The sequence below is a fragment of the Variovorax sp. 350MFTsu5.1 genome (assembly GCF_048302515.1).
Classification (GTDB): domain Bacteria; phylum Pseudomonadota; class Gammaproteobacteria; order Burkholderiales; family Burkholderiaceae_C; genus Variovorax; species Variovorax guangxiensis.
The window spans coordinates 2,644,575-2,661,717 of sequence record NZ_CP157620.1; the positions used below are offsets into that span (position 1 = coordinate 2,644,575).

General features: G+C 64.0%; 19 protein-coding genes. 7 read left to right on the forward strand and 12 right to left on the reverse strand.

The genetic code is table 11. From position 1 onward, the window contains the following. Window positions 1-380 precede the first annotated feature (380 nt). Window positions 381-614 carry a 4Fe-4S dicluster domain-containing protein gene (locus ABL843_RS11845; protein WP_184636617.1) on the reverse strand — a complete coding sequence of 78 codons (234 nt, stop codon included), beginning with the start codon at window positions 612-614 and terminating at the stop codon, window positions 381-383. 112 nt (window positions 615-726) lie between these two features. Here ABL843_RS11845 and ABL843_RS11850 point away from each other — a divergent pair, with 112 nt between their 5' ends. The 6 genes from ABL843_RS11850 (at window position 727) to ABL843_RS11875 (ending at window position 4,152) form a co-directional block, all read left to right on the forward strand. Continuing rightward, entirely contained in the window at window positions 727-1,041 is a 315-nt protein-coding gene (locus ABL843_RS11850; RefSeq protein ID WP_184636619.1) for a toxin-antitoxin system YwqK family antitoxin, read from the forward strand. A gap of 39 nt (window positions 1,042-1,080) precedes the next feature. Next, entirely contained in the window at window positions 1,081-1,455 is a 375-nt protein-coding gene (locus ABL843_RS11855; protein ID WP_184636621.1) for a hypothetical protein, read from the forward strand. 209 nt (window positions 1,456-1,664) lie between these two features. Then, on the forward strand, window positions 1,665-2,057 hold the full coding sequence (locus ABL843_RS11860) for a hypothetical protein (protein WP_418119983.1): 393 nt from the start codon (window positions 1,665-1,667) through the stop codon (window positions 2,055-2,057). A 147-nt stretch (window positions 2,058-2,204) separates the two neighbouring features. After that, on the forward strand, window positions 2,205-2,612 hold the full coding sequence (locus tag ABL843_RS11865; RefSeq protein WP_418119984.1) for a hypothetical protein: 408 nt from the start codon (window positions 2,205-2,207) through the stop codon (window positions 2,610-2,612). A gap of 479 nt (window positions 2,613-3,091) precedes the next feature. Further along, window positions 3,092-3,469: a hypothetical protein gene (locus ABL843_RS11870; protein WP_418119985.1), complete on the forward strand. Its 378-nt coding sequence runs from the start codon at window positions 3,092-3,094 to the stop codon at window positions 3,467-3,469. Window positions 3,470-3,621: 152 nt separating this feature from the next. After that, entirely contained in the window at window positions 3,622-4,152 is a 531-nt protein-coding gene (locus tag ABL843_RS11875) for a hypothetical protein (RefSeq protein ID WP_418119986.1), read from the forward strand. A 367-nt stretch (window positions 4,153-4,519) separates the two neighbouring features. Here ABL843_RS11875 and ABL843_RS11880 read toward each other — a convergent pair whose 3' ends face one another. The 10 genes from ABL843_RS11880 to ABL843_RS11925 form a co-directional block, all read right to left on the reverse strand. Continuing rightward, window positions 4,520-5,401 (reverse strand): restriction endonuclease, encoded by an 882-nt coding sequence (locus ABL843_RS11880; RefSeq protein ID WP_418119987.1) that lies wholly within the window; start codon window positions 5,399-5,401, stop codon window positions 4,520-4,522. 68 nt (window positions 5,402-5,469) lie between these two features. Next, window positions 5,470-6,348 (reverse strand): sugar phosphate isomerase/epimerase family protein, encoded by an 879-nt coding sequence (locus tag ABL843_RS11885; protein WP_418119988.1) that lies wholly within the window; start codon window positions 6,346-6,348, stop codon window positions 5,470-5,472. Window positions 6,349-6,356: 8 nt separating this feature from the next. Beyond that, window positions 6,357-7,544, reverse strand: a complete 1,188-nt coding sequence (locus ABL843_RS11890; RefSeq protein WP_418119989.1) for a dihydrodipicolinate synthase family protein — start codon at window positions 7,542-7,544, stop codon at window positions 6,357-6,359. A 1-nt stretch (window position 7,545) separates the two neighbouring features. Next, window positions 7,546-8,721, reverse strand: coding sequence for a Gfo/Idh/MocA family protein (locus ABL843_RS11895; protein WP_418119990.1), 1,176 nt, complete (start codon window positions 8,719-8,721; stop codon window positions 7,546-7,548). A 48-nt stretch (window positions 8,722-8,769) separates the two neighbouring features. Beyond that, window positions 8,770-10,200: an enolase C-terminal domain-like protein gene (locus ABL843_RS11900; RefSeq protein WP_418119991.1), complete on the reverse strand. Its 1,431-nt coding sequence runs from the start codon at window positions 10,198-10,200 to the stop codon at window positions 8,770-8,772. A 16-nt stretch (window positions 10,201-10,216) separates the two neighbouring features. After that, a complete protein-coding gene (locus ABL843_RS11905; protein WP_369658604.1) occupies window positions 10,217-10,996 on the reverse strand; it encodes an ABC transporter ATP-binding protein in 780 nt (259 codons plus the stop codon). 58 nt (window positions 10,997-11,054) lie between these two features. Next, window positions 11,055-12,056 carry an ABC transporter substrate-binding protein gene (locus ABL843_RS11910; protein WP_184641884.1) on the reverse strand — a complete coding sequence of 334 codons (1,002 nt, stop codon included), beginning with the start codon at window positions 12,054-12,056 and terminating at the stop codon, window positions 11,055-11,057. Between the two features lie 47 nt (window positions 12,057-12,103). Beyond that, window positions 12,104-12,877: an ABC transporter permease gene (locus ABL843_RS11915; protein WP_418119992.1), complete on the reverse strand. Its 774-nt coding sequence runs from the start codon at window positions 12,875-12,877 to the stop codon at window positions 12,104-12,106. 49 nt (window positions 12,878-12,926) lie between these two features. Next, window positions 12,927-13,922, reverse strand: a complete 996-nt coding sequence (locus ABL843_RS11920) for a tripartite tricarboxylate transporter substrate binding protein (RefSeq protein WP_184641886.1) — start codon at window positions 13,920-13,922, stop codon at window positions 12,927-12,929. Between the two features lie 379 nt (window positions 13,923-14,301). Continuing rightward, a complete protein-coding gene (locus ABL843_RS11925; protein WP_184641887.1) occupies window positions 14,302-14,970 on the reverse strand; it encodes a TetR/AcrR family transcriptional regulator in 669 nt (222 codons plus the stop codon). 95 nt (window positions 14,971-15,065) lie between these two features. On the opposite strand from ABL843_RS11925, the gene ABL843_RS11930 reads away from it, so the two are divergent. Continuing rightward, on the forward strand, window positions 15,066-16,793 hold the full coding sequence (locus ABL843_RS11930) for a thiamine pyrophosphate-binding protein (RefSeq protein ID WP_418119993.1): 1,728 nt from the start codon (window positions 15,066-15,068) through the stop codon (window positions 16,791-16,793). On the opposite strand, the gene ABL843_RS11935 is transcribed toward ABL843_RS11930, so the two are convergent. Next, on the reverse strand, window positions 16,756-17,052 hold the full coding sequence (locus tag ABL843_RS11935; protein WP_418119994.1) for a hypothetical protein: 297 nt from the start codon (window positions 17,050-17,052) through the stop codon (window positions 16,756-16,758). The genes ABL843_RS11930 and ABL843_RS11935 overlap by 38 nt on opposite strands. Between the last annotated feature and the right edge of the window lie 91 nt (window positions 17,053-17,143).

The window sequence follows — 17,143 nt, forward strand, 5'->3', positions numbered from 1 at the left end:
GACAACCTGCTTTGGCTTGCGGCTGAAATGGCTCGCAAGGCTGGGGAGCTGTTTCAGATGAGCGAGAAGGCGCGACGTGGGGCGCCTGAGACCGGCGGTTAGCGGCTGGTCTGCGGGCCGCGGGTTTCGCGGCCTGCCTGAAGGCCCGGTGGTGAAGGGAATTCGGTTCGATTGAGGTTTGCGACACAGGGCTCCATGGCGACTATGTGTTCCAGGTTGACCACTGGCTGGCAATGCGCGCCCCCGCTTTGCAGCGATGCCGGCGATGGTTGTGGCGAGGTGGATGGTTCTACCGACCCGGACCTGACGCTCACGACCGTACGGCTCACGTGCCCAGGTCTAAGGATTGCCTGAGCGGCGAGGCCTACGCCAAGGGCGTTTCAGCCTTTTCGCATGGTGATCGCATGAAAAGGGCAAGTCACTGCGCAATCGCTGCACCCTGTGCACCGATTCGCGTCTTGGAGGGTGGACGACTTCCTCCATTGCTTGACTTCGAGGCTGAGAAGGTGGAGGTCGCACGCGGCGACGCACCAACCGCAGCCCGTGCAGCGCGCGACGTCGACAACTGGCAGCCAACCCGGTCGGTGCGGGCGGCGAGGTGGGTGTGCGTCCATCTATGATTCGAACGAGCGTATCGGCGCGAAAGGTAGCATGCCGCTGGCTCCGGCCGGCCAGGACCGGACGCCCCCGACCTCTCCTGCCAATTCGCCTGCAGATGCCAACAGCATGCCCATTGAAGCTGACCTCAACATCGCTGAGATTCCCTACGACTCAGGAGCCATCAGATTCCGTTATGCGCGGGTGATGGCACCAGACCGAACGCGCTGGATTCGGCACGGCCTCTTTGTTGAGTACCACGAGAATGGCAAATTGGTTTCCGAAGGCCAGTACGTGGATGGCAAGGAAGACGGGCTCTGGCGCGACTTTCATGCGAACGGCCAACTTGCAGCAGAGGGGCGCTATCGCGCGGGCAAGGAGGTTGGCGTGTGGCGGTTTTGGAGTTCCGCTGGAATCGAAGAGCCGAGCACGAATTTCAACTGACGGCTAGGAGCTGAAGTCCGCCAAGCCCTCAAATCCTTCATGAATCTTCGTTCAAAAACTATGGATCGCTGGGTTCCGATTTCTCGTGACGAACTGGAGGAACTGGTGTCCGCCCAGCTCACCGAGTGTTCACCAGAGCAAGCCGACCAATTTGCCCGTCTTCGCGTCTCGTTTCGTGCCGCACCGATCATGCGTGCCGGTGTGAGCGAATCGGTCTTCATCGTGGCACAGCTTGGGGAAATGGCTATTTACTACGAAGACGTTGAAGATGGGTTCAACGTTTCGGAGGTTGCACCTGATGGCTCGATTGCCACCCCTGGCTTCGAACAGTGGACTATCGCGGATGCGATCCAGCATCTTCTGGCTTTTCCGTGCGATCCCATTCGCCGTGGGGCTGCATCCTCTCTTCTTTGACAGGCAAAGTTAGGCCAGATGTAGTCGCTCTTCAGCAGAGCTCAGTCTTTGATTCAACAAAGGGGCGGGGAAAATGCAGACTCCGAAGAGTCAGTCGATGTGGGGAAGACTCATCAAACGCCTCAAGCTGGCGCTACTTCGGAGCGGGGCGAAGATTGACTGAGTCCGGCCAACACCGGACATTCGCAGTGCATCGCTAATTTCTGAACATGCAGCCAAAGCACCTCACCATCGACCGCATCGAGCGGCCTTTTGCAGACGACGAAGAGGCTGATGTAACGCTCTCCAGCGAAGAGAGCACGGTGGTTGCTTTCTGCCACCCATGCGCTTATGTCGTCGGCCAGCTCATCCCGAATCAATTGCACCCTTTCGGGGTTACCGAACTGCGCGCCCCATATCTTGAGGATTGGCCTGCAGACGAAAAGGCTCGGCTCAGCGGTGAGCGACTCGAGCAGTACGGGCAGTTTGGATACCGCGGATGCGGCAGAGTTGTCGACCGAACCGCTGGGCTTGTCGGAGTCCTCGGGTTCGTTCTCGATTTCGGTGACCTACCGGCTTCGGATGTGGTCGAATTTCAGTTCGACCGACTCGACCTGAGGTGAGCAGCCAAAGGCTACGCTGCGGTGTACGGGAAGGCTACAGTCGGCCAAGACCGATCGGTCGGCCGAGCCTCAGAATTCGCGATATGCCGGCATGGTGAATGCCGTCTCGACCAGACACCTCTACCATTTGTCGTTCGGACTTGCCTGATGTTTACCCTTCACGCTTTCATCGCTTCAGCCGCGGACGTCCAGTCGCTAGAGGCCTTGGAGCCAAAGCTCACCAGAATCTTTCAGGGTCAACATAGCGCTCCACCCGACGTCTCGTCGAACACCTTGCCGTTCAAAAACACGGCCCGCCTGCTCTATCACTGGCCAACATGGAGTTTCTCAGTGACCTGCGAAAGCGGCGCGGAAGTTGCGACTGATGCAAAGTTCGTCGCGCAAGAGACCGGCGTTGTCTTCCCTGGTCGCGTCCCCGTCGACCGCATACGTATCGTTTTCGCGCAAGACGAACATTGCGACTTCACGAATCACATCATCTGGATCACTGACTGGCTGAAAGAAGAAATCCCAAGCGTGGTGCTCTACGATGAAATGAGCAAATGTCTTTGCTGACGGCGGGGCAGAATGCGGCCAACTTCGGACATTCAACGGCGGCGCCTAGTTTCGAGCTTTGAGGACGCGGCCAAGGCCAAAGGAGTCAGAATGCTGACACCAACAACTCGGAGGACGGCGCTTGCAACAAGACATCACTCTGAATATCCCATACGACCTGTCCGAGCAAGAGTGGTTGAAGGTTTCGGCTGTATATGAGTCGTTGGATGGTTGGCTAGGCGATAGGGATGGGCCAGCTTGGTACGGCCAGGAGGGTGATGCACGATACATCTGGGCTTCAGTCGAACCCAGCGGCATCCAGTTCTGCGGCGAAGTCGAGACGCCAATTTGGATAGCTTGGCTCACGGTACTGTGCTCCAGGATGAGCCTGGCTCTCGGGCGTGAAGTTCGCGACGCCAGTGCTTGATCGAGGCATGACTCGTAGCGCCGCCTCCGGCCAGGAGCAGCCGTTCGGGGTTCCGTTCCAATCGAATTGATCTATGCAAACTAGCTTCTACTACGTGTTCACCCCCACGGCGGAGTTAACTGAGGCTGCACGACTGGCCAAGGTTGAATCGGAGATCGGGATGACTGTTTGGTCGGATGAAAACAGTGATCGCGTGGGAAGGCGGTACTCCAGAGATACCATTGAAAACAGCTTCTGGAATCTATTCCTCGCACAACTTCTCTATGCCGACCCAGAGCCTGAAAATGTTCAAGAATTTCGGAGTCGCTGTGTCGAGCTCGGGTTTCACGGTTGCTGGTTAGTCGCGGAGACATGGAAAGGCGGAGACGCCTCCGATTTCGTTGAAGAGAGTACAGCTGAGGCCATTCCGTTCTTGGTCAAGCATGCCCAACGATTCAAGTTATCTGCGTGAGTGGCCATGATCGAGACCTCGTTGGAGAGGGCTCGACCCGGCGAGACACAGCGAGCCGGTCACACCAGAACTCGGGGGCCAGCGAGGGCCCTTTCGCCGACAGGTTTGTGGCAGCAGGCGGCCATCACAAGCAGCCGCTCGATAATGGTTGTATGCAGCGCATTCAAGAAATCGACGGCGAACTCACGAAACTTTTTCGCGGCTTTGAGCAAACAGCGCAGCGCCTCGAGTTTCAGCCGTTGGGAGATCTCCTCCAAGTTGACTTGGAGTCCATCCAGTTTTCCGGGCTTTACTTCATCGAAGTGTGGTCTAGCCCCTATGGCGCCGCAGCGCTGGATGACTGGTTCTCTTGCTTCACGGCGACGTGGAATCAGGAGGAATTCAAGAAGTCATTCGTGCCCTCGTGTCAGAAGGCGCGTATGGCGAAACATACGGCAGTTCACGAGTGGATGCCGTTGTACTTGGGCAAATCCGAAAAGGTCGGAAAGCGCGTTGGGGAGCACCTCTATCTGGCAGCGGATACGCGCACATTCGCCTTGAAACTGAAGGCGCGCAATCTTCTAGAGGGAAATAGATATCGCCTGTCCGTGCTACGCCTGGACGTGGCGAACTATCCCGTGCTCGCGCCCAAGATCGAAGCGGCGCTGCGCCGAAAGCACTTGCCACTAGTCGGACGGCAGTAGGAATTCCTAGGCTCTCGAAGGACTGCTTTGAGACAAAGCGACCGTCTGCTCGGGGCCCTTTGCAGTCATCGTGCCGATTTCCGCATGACTCACGACCAGCAAATGGTGCGTGTCGCTAACCTATGCAGGCAATCATGTCCGCATAGACGTGCTCACCGGAAGAGAAGTGAGCACCCATAGCGACACCTGCCGCATCCCGTCGCCATTCAACACAACTTGGCGAATGGCTCGATGCATCCTAAAGGGATGCGCGTACACGCACCGGATGCTCAAGCCGAGTATTTCGCAATCCTCGCATCTGAGTTCGCATCGTCCGGATCTGATGGCTCAGGATGGAATTGCCGTCACTCATGGTGACGTCGCATGATCAGAGGGAGCCTTCGTGATATTCGCCGCCGAATTGAAGCTCTAGCGATTGGATGATTTCGTTGTCGATCAACGTCCGATAGTGGAAAAAATCATGAAGTTGGGCCTGGCGGAGATGTTGCAGAAAAGCAGTTCCATCGACGAGCTGCATTGCTGTTCCCAGACGAGACGCTCTCTTGGCGGTTTCCTCGCATCCGGATTGAAATCTGGATGTTGTGACGAATACACCTTGGGTATGGCCATTAAGGACCATCGCACCGAGAAATTCCCGAATCGCTGAAACCTCGATTGCACCTCTATGTCGCTTGACTTGGACTGCAGTCGCTTGATTCTGGGCGTTGCGCAGGACGATATCGATGCCTCCATCCGACGAATACTGGGTCACTTCGGAATCGAGCCCATGACTAGCGAATACGCTAGCTACGACTTCTTCGAAGCAGCGGGGATTCACGAGGTAGCGCTTCTCGTATCTAGCGGCTAGGTATTGGCGAACTTCATTCACAGGAGCGCAGATATCAATGTCGCCAAACTTGCGCAGCGAAGCGGCTGCGCCGAACTCGACGAACCAGCTTCTCGCGCCTGTTTCGAGGTAGATTTCCTTGGAGACATTCCACCAGCCGCAAAGAGGGCAGATGCAGAGGCAGGCAGGTTCCTCGCGAGGTGGAGCTGTGTACTCCAGATCGCGAAGGAGGAAATCGCCGTGGCACTCTGCCATGGCGAGGATGTACTCCCGATGTTGTCGCTCGTACGTATTTGACACACCAATCCATCGGTCTTCGATCTCTTCTCTGACGAGTTGAGTCTTGCAAAAGCGACAGTGCGCGCCGCATATTTCTCCGATCGATGGCGTAGCTCCTTGCTCTCCGTGCACCCAAATCGACACTTGATGTCTCCTGTAGATGAAGGAGTGCTCGCTATGGCCTGTGCGCGAACCTCGAACAAAGGTCGGATCTAGACCGCCTGCTTGTGCCGCTCGATACAGACGTCCAGCGTCTCAGCCCCAGGCCGCTGCCACCAGTCGAGATTCGAAAAAATCTCCACCTCGCTGAACCCCGCAAAGCCCGCGTCTTCCACCCACCCGCGGATCTTCTTCAACTCGACTACACCATCACCCATCATCCCGCGATCGGAGAGCAGATCGCGCGTAGGCGTAAGCCAGTCGCAGACGTGATAAGCCAGCAGCCGCTCGCGGCCGGCTCGGGCGATCTGCTGCTGCAGCTTCGGGTCCCACCACACGTGGTAGATGTCCAGGGCCACGCCCAGCATGCCGCTTTTGCCCGCATCGAGTTCGTCGCACAGGTCGAGCGCATGTTCGAGCGTGTTGATGCATGCGCGGTCGGCCGCCTGCATCGGGTGCAGGGGCTCGATGGCGAGAGGCATGCCGACCTCGCGGGCGTATTCGAGCGAGGCGGCGATGCCATCGCGCACCTCGGCGCGCGCGCGGCCGATGTCCTTGTAGGCGGCTTTGCCTTCGAGCGCGCCGGGCAGTGCGCCGACGACCAGCACGAGGCAGGGCGCATCCAGCGTCTTGGCCTCGTCGATGGCGCGGCGGTTGTCGTCCAGCGAGGCCTTCAGGCCGGCGGCGTCGGCAGCCGGAAAGAAGCCGCCGCGGCAATAGCCCGAGAGGCCGATGCCGTGCGCCTTCAGCTGCTTCGCCACCTTGTCGAGCCCGACGGCTGCCACCTGGTCGCGCCACGGGCTGATGGCGCGGATGCCGCGTTCGGCGCACTGGTCGATGATGCGGTCCAGCGGCATCTCGGCGCCCGACTGCTTGCGCACTGTGGCGGTGTTGATCGAGAGCCAGTCGTGGTTCTGCGAGAAATCGCGCATGCTCGTCTTCAGCCTTCCACGCCGTGCAAAGCCAGCAGCGTCTTCATGCGCCGCACCGCCAGCTCGGGCTGCTCCAGCAGGTTGGCCGCGTCGGCCAGCCTGAACAGCTCGGCGAAGTGCTGCAGCGAGCGCGTGCTCTGCTGGCCGCCGACCATGGTGAAGTGCTTCTGGTGGCCGTTGAGCCAGGCCATGAACACCACGCCGGTCTTGTAGAAGCGCGTGGGGGCGGCAAAGATGTGGCGCGACAGCGGCACCGTGGGGCCGAGGATGTCGTGGAACTTCTTCTCGTCGCCCTGTGCCAGCGCACCGAGGGCCGCGCTCGCGGCGGGCGCGATGGCGTCGAAGATGCCCAGCAGCGCGTCGCTCTTGCCGTGCGTGGGCTCGCTGCCGAAGCCGTCGCCTGCGATCAGCTCGGCGTAGTTGAAGTCGTCGCCGGTGTACATGCGCACGCCCGGCGGCAGGCGGCGGCGCATCGCGATTTCCTTGTCCTTGTCGAGCAGGGAGATCTTGATGCCGTCCACCTTGTCGGGGTGGGCGGCGATGATGCCCAGCGCGGTGTCCATGGCCGCATCGACGTTCTTCGTGCCCCAGTAGCCCGCCAGCGCCGGGTCGAACATGTCGCCCAGCCAGTGCAGCACCACCGGCTGCTTCGCCTGGCTCAGGATGCGGTCGTACACCCGCTCGTAGTCGGCCGGGCTCTTCGCCACGCGGGCCAGCGCGCGGCTGGCCATGACGATCAGCTTGCCGCCCAGCGCCTCGATGGCGGCCATCTGCTCCTCGTAGCCGCGGATCACGTCGTCGACGCTCTTCACGCCGTCGATGTCCAGGTGGTCGGTGCCGCAGCCCGAGGCGACCAGCGCGCCGGGCACGTCCTTCGCTGCGTCGAGCGAACGGCGGATCAGCTCCAGCGAGGTGGGCCAGTCCAGGCCCATGCCGCGCTGCGCGGTGTCCATGGCCTCGGCCACGCCCAGGCCCAGCGAGAACAGGTGGCGACGGTAGGCGATGGTGGTGTCCCAGTCGACCGCGCACTGCAGCCACGGGTCGATGGCGGCCATCGGGTCGGCCACCACGTGGGCGGCCGAGTAGGCGATGCGGTTGAACTTGACGCCCGCATCGGGCTTCACCGGTGCGGTGCCGCGCAGCGCGTAGGGCGCGAGCGTGCCGCCGGCGGTGGGGAGGTTCAGCGAGAGTGCCATGTCAGACCTTCAGCGTGGGCACGTCGACCCAGCGGCGGTCTTTCCACGACTCGAGAGCGGCCTCGACCAGCTGCACACCCTTGGCGCCTTCGGGCAGCGTCCACTTGTAGGGCGCGTCTTCCACCACGTGGCGGATGAAGTGTTCCCACTGGATCTTGAAGCCGTTGTCGTAGAACTGCGAGTCCGGAATCTCCTGCCACTGGTCGAAGAAGTTCATGGTCTGCTTCTCGTCGGGGTTCCACACCGGGCGGGGCGTGGCCACGCGCGACTGGGCGCGGCAGCTCGACAGGCCGGCCACGGCCGAGCCGTCGGTGCCGTCGACGTGGAAGGTCACGAGGTCGTCGCGGCGCACGCGCGTGACCCAGCTCATGTTGATCTGCGCGATGACGGGCTCTCCGTTGTGGCCGGTGAGTTCGCAGGTGGCGTAGGCCGCGTCGTCGGCGGTGGCCTCGTAGGGCTTGCCGGCCTCGTCCCAGCGTGTCGGGATGTGGGTGGTGCCCAGGCAGCTCACCGACTTCACCTCGCCGAACAGGTTGTCCAGCACGTAGCGCCAGTGACACATCATGTCCAGGATCATGCCGCCGCCGTCTTCCTTGCGGTAGTTCCAGCTCGGGCGCTGGATGGGCTGCAGGTCGCCCTCGAACACCCAGTAGCCGAACTCCAGGCGCACGCTGAGCATGCGGCCGAAGAAGCCGGCGCGGCGCAGCATGTCGAGCTTGCGCAGGCCGGGCAGGAAGAGCTTGTCCTGCACGGCGCCGTGCTTCAGGCCCTTGGTCTTCGTGGCTTCCTCGGCCAGGCGGGCGATCTCGACGGCCTCGTTGAGGTTGGTGGCAATGGGCTTTTCGCAGTAGACGTGCTTGCCGGCGCGGATGGCCTTGGCCAGCAGGGCGGGGCGCATCTGCGTGGTGCCGGCGTCGAAGAAGATGGTGTCGTCCTTGTTCTCCAGCGCCTTGTCGAGGTCGGTGCCCCAGCGCGGGATGTTGTGGGCCTTGGCCAGCGCTTCCATCTTCTCGGCATTGCGGCCGATGAGGATCGGGTCGGGCATGACCTTGTCGCCGTTCGACAGCGTGACGCCGCCCTGGGCGCGGATGGCGCAGATCGAGCGGATCAGGTGCTGGTTCATGCCCATGCGCCCGGTGACGCCGTGCATGATGATTCCTAGACGTTGGGTGGCCATCGTTTTCTTCCTTGGGTGCGAGAGATTGGTGCGGGCAGGACGCGCGCTTCAGTAGACGGAACGCATCGCGTCCCACGAGATGCCGGCGCCTGGCTTGCCGGTGGCGAAGCCGGGTGCGGCGTTGAGCGAGGACAGGTCGAGCTGCCCTTCGCGGATGGCGAGGCGCACTGCGCCGTCGCTGGTTTCGTAGAGGCCCGGGTGGGCGCGCAACAAAGCCTGCTGCTCGGCCTCGGGCGCCGCCGCGAGGCCGTTGACGTAGTGGTGGCCGTTGCGCTCGACATGCGAGAGGCCGAGCCAGGAGACGAGTGCCAGGTCTTGCTGCACGCCGATGCCGGCCTGCATGGTCAGGTCTTCGCCGGAGAGGAAATAGCGCGGCTTCTCAGACGCGGCATTCCACTGCGCGCAGCGCGCGGCGTTGATCACCGACTTGTAGAAGCCCTTGCAGCTCTTGCTCGACACGCCGGTGTAGCCCAGCGCGCGGGCCTGCACGAAGGCGTCGAGCGTGGCGTCCGATTCGTCGATGAGCAGCGGAATGCGCTTGCCCAGCGCCGACACGTCGCGCTGCAGCGCCGCGTCGCGGCGGATCGGCTGCTCGACGAAGACCGTCTTCTGCGCGAGCTTCCACAGCGTCGGCGTGGAGAGCATGCGGTCGAGAAAAGTGGCGAAGTCGTCGGCGTCCGCGTACTGCTCGTTGCCGTCGAGCGTGACGAGCTGGGCCTGGCCGTCGATCACGCGAGCGATGCGCTGGAGCCGGTCGATGTCCTGCGCGGTGTTGCCGCACAGCTTGAGCTTGAAGTGGGTGTGGCCGTAGCGTTGCACGGCGGCCTGCAGCGTCGTGGGCAGGCCGTCGGTGGGGGCATCGGGCGAGGCGTCGTGCTCGTCGATGGCGTCCGCCAGCCCGACTGTGTGGCGGGCGGCGATGCGGCTACGCGGCGACTGCTTCGCGAGGAAGGCCTGCATGTCGAAGCCCGCGAGGTCGTCGGCCAGGCCGCTGCCGGCGATGTCGATGCTGCAGAGGTTGCCGCTCATCGCCGCCGCGAAGCTCGTGCCGTTGTGCAGGCACAGCGCGTCGAGCAGGGCCCGGTCGATCAGCGCGGGGCCGTAGCTGGCGACCAGCGGCTGCAGGCCCTTCGCCCGAGCACGCGACTGCAGTGCTGCGCAGTTGGAAGCGAAGTGTGTCCAGGCGGTCTGCGCGTCGGGCTCTGCGGTGTAGGCCTCGCGGGCGTCGCGCAGCGCGAAGCGCAATTGCTCGAAGTTCTGTTCGTTGGTGAGCGCCGGGTTCTTGTCGAACCACTTCGGAATCATCATCTCCGCCGCACAGCCCTCGGCCGTGCGGCCGTCGGCGAAGCGGATGCGCGCCTTCACATAGACCTGCGGGCAGGCCGTGACGGTGGCGGCGCCGAAGCGGAAGGGCAGCCGCAGCGCCACGTTGCGCTCGGCGAAGCGGATCTCCTCGACGTGAAAGCGGATCGCGTCCATGGCCGGCTCTCGCTCTTCAGTGGTCCAGGATGCCCTGCGAATAGAAATGCGCGCGCACCAGCTTGGTGTAGGCGCCGAACTCGGGCGAGGACATGACGTCCAGCGTGCGCGGGCGCGGCAGGTCGATGTCGTACACGGCGGCGATGGAGCCGGGGCGCTCGCTCATCACCATCACGCGGTCCGACAGGAAGATGGCCTCGGGAATGCTGTGCGTGATGAGCATCACCGTCTTCTTCGAGGTCATCCAGATGCGCTGCAGCTCCAGGTTCATCTTCTCGCGCGTCATCGCGTCGAGCGCGCCGAAGGGCTCGTCCATCAGCAGCACCGACGGGTCGTGCAGCAGGGCACGGCAGATCGACGCGCGCTGCTGCATGCCGCCCGAAAGCTGCCACGGGTACTTGCCCTCGAAGCCCTTGAGGCCGGCCATCTCCATCAGCTCGCGGGCCCGGGCCCTGGCCGCGTCCATGGGCATGTGGCGCATCTCGGCCTGCAGCAGGATGTTGTCTTCCACGCTGCGCCAGGGCAGCAGCACCGCGCTCTGGAACACGATGCCCACGTCCTTCTGCGCGCCCTTGATCGGCTTGCCCGCCAGCGTGAGGCTGCCACCGCTGATGGGCAACAGGCCCGCCACCATCTTCAGCAGCGTGCTCTTGCCGCAGCCCGAGGGACCGACGACGGAGACGAACTCGCCTTCCTTGATGGCGAAGTCGAGCGGCTTGAGCGACTCGACCGGGCCGTCCTTGCTTTGGTAGATCTTCGAGACGCCGCGCGCTTCGATCAGGTTGACTTGGGACATGGAATGCGTGAGAGGTGACTACTGCGGAAGGCGCGCGGGGTTCAGGACCGAAGGAAGGTCAGGGGAGGAAATCCAGAGTGACGTAGTCCTCGGGCTTGCCGCGCGTGGAGGCATCCATGCCGCCGTACTGCACCAGCAGGTCGAGCGAGTCGTTGACGTTCTTCATCTGCACGCGGAAGGGGCGCTGGTTGGCGGTTTCCTTCGTGTGGTAGAGCGCCACGCTCTGCTTCATGCCCACGATGAGCGTGTCGCGCACGCCGGCCTTGGGGTTGGCCTTGAGCATCGCGTCGACCGCGGCCTCGGGGCTCTTTTCGGCAGCTTCGGCGGCCTTGGTGGAGGCGCGCATGAAGCGCTTCACCAGGTCGGGGTTCTCGGTCAGCAGGTTCTTGTTGGCGATGATCCCGGAGCTGATCTGGTTCACGCCCGAGTCGGCAAAGCGGATCGGCGTCACCGGCTTGCCGGTGGCGTCCTGCAGCTTGATGGCCTGGTCCATCACGTAGCCCAGCAGCAGGTCGGCCTGGCCGTTGGTCACGGCATTGAGCTTGGTCTGCGCGTCGCCCGAGACGGTCTTGATCTGGTCGGGCTTGATGTCGTTGACCTTCAGGAAGAGCGGCCACATCTGCGACATCGAGTCGCCAGGCGTCACCGCCACGGTCTTGCCGATGATGTCCTTCGGCGTCTTGATGTTCTTCTCGGTGAAGCCCATCACCGACATCGGGCTCACCTGGAACAGCACGCCCGTCGACTTCAGCGGCGCGCCCTTGGCGGCGGCCTTGATCATGGTCGTGACGTCGATGTAGCCGAAGGTCGCCGACTTGGCGGCCACCGCCTGCGCGGTGACGGCGGAGCCGCGGCCTTCCTGGATGTCGAGGTCGATGCCCTCCTCGGCGTAGAAGCCCTTTTCCTTGCCGAGGAAGAAGGGCGCGTGCTCGCTGTACAGATACCAGTTGAGCATCAGCGTGACCTTGTCCTTGGGCTTGTCGCCCTGCGCATGGGCAGGTGCGATGGCGAAGGTGGCGAGCGCGGCCGCGGCGAGCAGCGTGGGAAGCAGTTTCTTCATGGTCTTGTCTCCGGGAGTTGTTGGCTTTGCGAAGGAACTCGGTGAAATCAGTGCGTGTGGCGCTGCGAGGCGTGCCAAGGGATCATCACGCGCTCGACCAGGTCGACGGCGACGAAAAGAATGACGCCGATGCTCGAAAGCACCACCAGCGCCGCGAACATCAGCGGCAGGTCGAAGTTGCCGTTGGCCACCTGCAGCACGTAGCCGATGCCCGAGTTGGAGCCGACGAACTCGCCGACCACCGCGCCTACCACCGCCAGCGTGACCGACACCTTCAGGCCGCTGAAGATCTGCGGCAAGGCCTGCGGCAGGCTGATCTTGAAGAAGGTCTGCAGGCGGCTCGCGCCCATGGAGCGCGAGAGGTCGAGCATGTCGGGCTCGACCGACTTGAAGCCCATCACCGTGGACACCACCACCGGGAAGAAGCCCAGCAGGAAGGCGCTGATGACCTTCGGGAAGCTGCCGAAGCCGAACCACACCACGAAGAGGGGCGCGATCGCCACCTTGGGAATGCTCTGCGAGAACACCAGCAGCGGATACACGTACGACTCGATGACGCGCGAGTAGGCGATGACCATCGCGATCGGAATGCCGATGAGGATCGTCAGCCCGAAGCCGCCGAGCGTGGCGAGCGTGGTCTTCCAGCTCTCGGCGAGCAGGCGCGGCCATTCGGCGACGAGCTGCTTCACCACCTCCCACGGCGGGGGAATCAGGTAGGCCGGAATCCTGAACAGGCGGATCGCCAGGTCCCACAGCACCAGCAGCAACAGGATCAGGAGGAAAGGGCGCAGGGCCGGGGAGAGCAGGAGCTTGCGGAACATGGCGGGAGCCGGGGCTTTCGGGAGAGCGAAGGGAGCGTGCTTGCGTTGCTTACTGTTGGACCGAGAGGCCGGCCGCCTTCACGAGCTGGGCGTTGCTCGCGATTTCTTCCTTGATGTAGGCGTCGAACTGCTCGGGCTTGAGCGTCCAGGCGTCGGCGCCCAGCTTGGCGAAGCGCTCCTTCACCTCGGGCGTGGCCAGTGCCTTCGCCACCTCGGCGTTCAGGCGCTCGACGATGTCGCGCGGCGTCTTGGCCGGCGCCATCATTCCGATCCAGAAGTTGAACTCCGAGCCAGGCACGCCGGCTTCGCTGGTGGTGGGCACGTCGGGCAGGGCGGCCGCGCGCTTGGGCGAACCCACGGCCAGTGCCAGCAACTGGCCTTCCTTGATCTGGCCGATGACCGGTGCGATCGGCGAGAAGTAATAGTCGACGCGGCCCGAGAGCACCTCGGTCACGGCCTCGCCCGATCCCTTGAAGGGGATGTTGGTCGCGTCGATCTTCGCGGCCAGCTTGAACTTCTCTGCGTTCAGGTGCGTGGCGCTGCCCTGGCCGGCGGAGGCGAAGTTCATGCTGCCGGGCTTGGCGCGCGCGGCGGCCAGCAGCTGCGGCAGCGTCTTGATGTTCTTGCCCGGCGAGATCACCAGCGCGTTGGGCAGCGACGAGATCGGCGTGACGCCCGCGAAGTCGTGCACCGTGTCGAAGGGCAGCTTGGCGAAGGTGGAGGGGCTCACCGTGTGCGACGACGAATGGATCATCACCGTGTAGCCGTCGGGCGCGGCCGTGGCCACCGCCTGCTGGCCGATGGTGCCGCTCGCGCCGCCGCGGTTGTCGACTACCAGCGTCTGGCCCATGCTGGCGCTCATCTTGTCGGTGATCGCGCGGGCAATGATGTCGGTGGTGCTGCCGGCCGCGAACGGCACGATCACGCGGATCGGCTTGTTCGGATAACCGTTCTGCGCCGCCGCCAGCCCCGGCAGCAGCGCCGCGATGCAGGTCAGCGAGGCAAGGACGGTGGTGCGTACGGCACTGCTGGCAATGAACTTCATGGATGTCTCCGCGCGGTCGGGCCGCATTCTTGAAATCGATCAATTCACCATTGAGTGAATTACTGATTTTAGGAACGGCCGCGCGGGAGCGTCAACGGGCGCTCCCTAGTGAATACCCGCAGGAGGAGGTTCAGTGGTTTTCAGGTGCGACTGCGCAGTGCACGGTCGTCGGAACCGGCACGGGCCAAGGTCGGGAACACCGTGGAACCGGCTTTGCCGGGCCACCGGTGTTGCCCCCGGTAGGGGGTGGCGAAGCGACACGAAGTGCGCGAGCCTGGGGGCGAGCCCAGCCTTACCGCGGAACCGGCTTTGCCGGGCCGCTGGTGTTGCCCCCCGGAAGGGGGTTGGCGTAGCGCACGAAGTGCGCGAAGCCTGGGGGCTATTTCAGTACATAGCCGAGAACCAGGTCGGTCATGTGCGAAAGCCGCTGCGCCATCGCCTTGGGCGCACGCAGGTCGCGACCGAAGATGGCCGATAGCGTGTGGTTGTTCGAGAGGTAGAAGTAGCAGAGCGACGCGATGGAGATGTAGAGCTGCACGGGGTCCACGCCCGCGCGGAACAGGTCGTCGCGGCGGCCGCGCTCCAGCACGGTGTCGAGCAGCTGCACCAGCGGCGAGTTCATCTCCTGGATGCGTTCCGAGCGCTTCAGGTGCGCCGCGCAATGCAGGTTCTCGCTGTTGAGCAGCGTGATGAACTCCGGGTGCTCGAGGTAGTAGTTCCACGTGAACGACACCAGCTGGCGGATCGCCTCCACGGGGTCGATCTCTTCGAGGTGCAGGCGCTGTTCCGCCTCGCGGATGTCCGCGTAGACGCGCTCCAGCACGGCAAGGAAGAGGTCGTCCTTGCTGCCGAAGTAGTAGTAGATGAGGCGCTTGTTGAGGCCCGCGCGCTCGGCGATGCTGTCCATGCGCGCGCCCGCGAGGCCGCGCGCGGAGAACTCGTCGCGGGCCGAGGCGAGGATGGCCAGCTGCGACCTGTCCGCGTCGCGCGAGCGGGGTTCCATGGCCTCGATGGCGATGTCGGGCGTGGGGTCCTTGGAGGCCTTCATGGCGCGAATTTAACCATTTGGGGAATTAACGCAAGGCGTCCGAGGTGGGCGCACATAATTGCCGGAGACATTTGCAGCTGAGGTTCCTACTTCCCATGAGTACATCACAACCCGCAGGCCACCTGATCGTGGAGTGCCTGGTAGAGCAAGGCATGGAGATCGCATTCGGCGTGCCGGGCGAGAGCTTCCTGGCGGTGCTCGACGGCTTCCACACCTACCGCCACCGCGCGCGCTTCATCGTCAACCGGCAGGAGGGCGGCGCCGCCTTCATGGCCGAGGCGCACGGCAAGCTCACCGGGCGACCGGGCGTGTGCTTCGTGACCCGCGGGCCGGGCGCGACCAACGCATCGATCGGCGTGCACAACGCCTTCCAGGATTCGACTCCGATGGTGCTGTTCGTGGGCGATGTCGGCAGCGACTTCCGCGACCGCGAGGCCTTCCAGGAGGTCGACTACGCGAGCTTCTTCGGCCCGAGCACCAAGGGCTTCGCCAAGCGGGTGGAGCGCATCGACGACGCGAACCGCATTCCCGAATACATCGCGCGCGCCTTCGCCACCGCCATGAATGGGCGGCCGGGGCCGGTGGTGCTGGTGCTTCCCGAAGACATGCTGCGCAGCGAGACCGCCGCGCGTCCGCTGGCGCGGGTGGAGGCGGTGGAGCCATGGAGCGACCCGGGCGCGCTGCGCACCCTGCGCGAGTTGCTGCTGAAGTCGCAGCGTCCGCTGGTGATTGCCGGCGGCGGCGGCTGGACGGCGCAGGCCGCGCAGGCGCTGCAGCGCTTCGCCGAGAACTGGCGCCTGCCGGTGGCGAATGCCTTCCGCTTCCAGGACACCTTCGACAACCACCATCCGCAGTACGCGGGCGACGTCGGCATCGCCATCAACCCGAAGCTGGCGCAGCGCGTGAAGGATGCCGACCTGATCCTCGCCATCGGCCCGCGCCTGGGCGAGATGACCACCAGCGGCTACACGCTGCTCGAGGCCCCCAAGGCGAAGCAGACGCTGGTGCATATCCACGCGAGCGCCGAGGAGCTCAACCGCGTCTACCAGGCCGACCTGGCGATCAACGCCGGCATGAGCGCGGCCGCGCGCAGCCTGGAAGTGCTGAGCGCGCCGCCGACGCTGCCCTGGGAAGACTGGACGCTGCAGGCCCATGCCGACTACGAGGCCAACCTCGCGCCGCAGGCGCTGCCCGGCATGCCTGCCGAAATGCCGCGCGGCCCGGTCGACATGGCGCAGGTCGTCGCGCTGCTGCAGAAGTACCTGCCGGCGGATGCGGCCATCACCAACGGCGCGGGCAACTTCGCGAGCTGGGTGCACCGCTACTTCCGCTACCACGGCCTGGCCAAGGGCGCGAAGACGCAACTGGCGCCGACCAGCGGGGCGATGGGCTACGGCGTGCCGGCGGGCATCGCCGCCAACCTGGCGACGGGGCGCGTGGCCTTCACCATCGCGGGCGACGGCGATTTCCTGATGACCGGGCAGGAGCTGGCGACGGCTTCGCAGCACGGAGGCAAGAGCATCATCGTGCTGCTCAACAACGGCATGTTCGGCACGATCCGCATGCACCAGGAGCGCGAGTACCCCGAACGCACAAGCGGCACCGCGCTGCGCAACCCCGACTTCTGCGGACTTGCGCGTGCCTACGGCTACGCGGCCGAGCGGGTGACGGAAACGGCGCAGTTCGAGGCGGCCCTGCTGCGCGCGCTGGAGGCCGACACCGGCACGCTGATCGAGATTCCGCTCGACCCCGAGGTCATCACCACGCGCGGCACGCTGTCGTCGATCACGCGTTCGGCGAAGCAGCAGCAGGCACAGGGCTGATCGCGGCGCGATGGCGGGCCACCTCCTCGCGCAGGAACGGCGAGCGCAGCTCGAAGACGTCGAACAGGCCGAGTGCGTCGAGGGTGGGGATCAGCGAGGCGAAATCCTGTTCGGCGGCCTGCCTGTCGGCGGCGGATGTGCCGGCGTCTTCGAGGATGCGCGCGTTGGCGAGGAAGGCGGCGACCGATCCCTTGCGCAACGTGCGGCCGTTGATGGTGGTGAAGTCTTCGCCGTCGGGGAGTACGTCCTGGGCTTTCATGGAGGCTGTTCCTTGGTTGGAGTCGAGAGGGTTTCGATGCTAGGCAGCGCCGCTTATTCGGGCTTGCGGGGCGGGGCCAATCGATACCTCC

Excerpts from the sequence above, each read along its gene's own strand:
- ABL843_RS11845 (WP_184636617.1), bottom strand. The coding sequence starts at position 614 with ATGGACGCACACCCACCTCGCCGCCCGCACCGACCGGGTTGGCTGCCA.
- ABL843_RS11850 (WP_184636619.1), top strand. The coding sequence starts at position 727 with ATGCCCATTGAAGCTGACCTCAACATCGCTGAGATTCCCTACGACTCA.
- ABL843_RS11855 (WP_184636621.1), top strand. The coding sequence starts at position 1,081 with ATGAATCTTCGTTCAAAAACTATGGATCGCTGGGTTCCGATTTCTCGT.
- ABL843_RS11860 (WP_418119983.1), top strand. The coding sequence starts at position 1,665 with ATGCAGCCAAAGCACCTCACCATCGACCGCATCGAGCGGCCTTTTGCA.
- ABL843_RS11865 (WP_418119984.1), top strand. The coding sequence starts at position 2,205 with ATGTTTACCCTTCACGCTTTCATCGCTTCAGCCGCGGACGTCCAGTCG.
- ABL843_RS11870 (WP_418119985.1), top strand. The coding sequence starts at position 3,092 with ATGCAAACTAGCTTCTACTACGTGTTCACCCCCACGGCGGAGTTAACT.
- ABL843_RS11875 (WP_418119986.1), top strand. The coding sequence starts at position 3,622 with ATGCAGCGCATTCAAGAAATCGACGGCGAACTCACGAAACTTTTTCGC.
- ABL843_RS11885 (WP_418119988.1), bottom strand. The coding sequence starts at position 6,348 with ATGCGCGATTTCTCGCAGAACCACGACTGGCTCTCGATCAACACCGCC.
- ABL843_RS11890 (WP_418119989.1), bottom strand. The coding sequence starts at position 7,544 with ATGGCACTCTCGCTGAACCTCCCCACCGCCGGCGGCACGCTCGCGCCC.
- ABL843_RS11895 (WP_418119990.1), bottom strand. The coding sequence starts at position 8,721 with ATGGCCACCCAACGTCTAGGAATCATCATGCACGGCGTCACCGGGCGC.
- ABL843_RS11900 (WP_418119991.1), bottom strand. The coding sequence starts at position 10,200 with ATGGACGCGATCCGCTTTCACGTCGAGGAGATCCGCTTCGCCGAGCGC.
- ABL843_RS11905 (WP_369658604.1), bottom strand. The coding sequence starts at position 10,996 with ATGTCCCAAGTCAACCTGATCGAAGCGCGCGGCGTCTCGAAGATCTAC.
- ABL843_RS11910 (WP_184641884.1), bottom strand. The coding sequence starts at position 12,056 with ATGAAGAAACTGCTTCCCACGCTGCTCGCCGCGGCCGCGCTCGCCACC.
- ABL843_RS11915 (WP_418119992.1), bottom strand. The coding sequence starts at position 12,877 with ATGTTCCGCAAGCTCCTGCTCTCCCCGGCCCTGCGCCCTTTCCTCCTG.
- ABL843_RS11920 (WP_184641886.1), bottom strand. The coding sequence starts at position 13,922 with ATGAAGTTCATTGCCAGCAGTGCCGTACGCACCACCGTCCTTGCCTCG.
- ABL843_RS11925 (WP_184641887.1), bottom strand. The coding sequence starts at position 14,970 with ATGAAGGCCTCCAAGGACCCCACGCCCGACATCGCCATCGAGGCCATG.
- ABL843_RS11930 (WP_418119993.1), top strand. The coding sequence starts at position 15,066 with ATGAGTACATCACAACCCGCAGGCCACCTGATCGTGGAGTGCCTGGTA.
- ABL843_RS11935 (WP_418119994.1), bottom strand. The coding sequence starts at position 17,052 with ATGAAAGCCCAGGACGTACTCCCCGACGGCGAAGACTTCACCACCATC.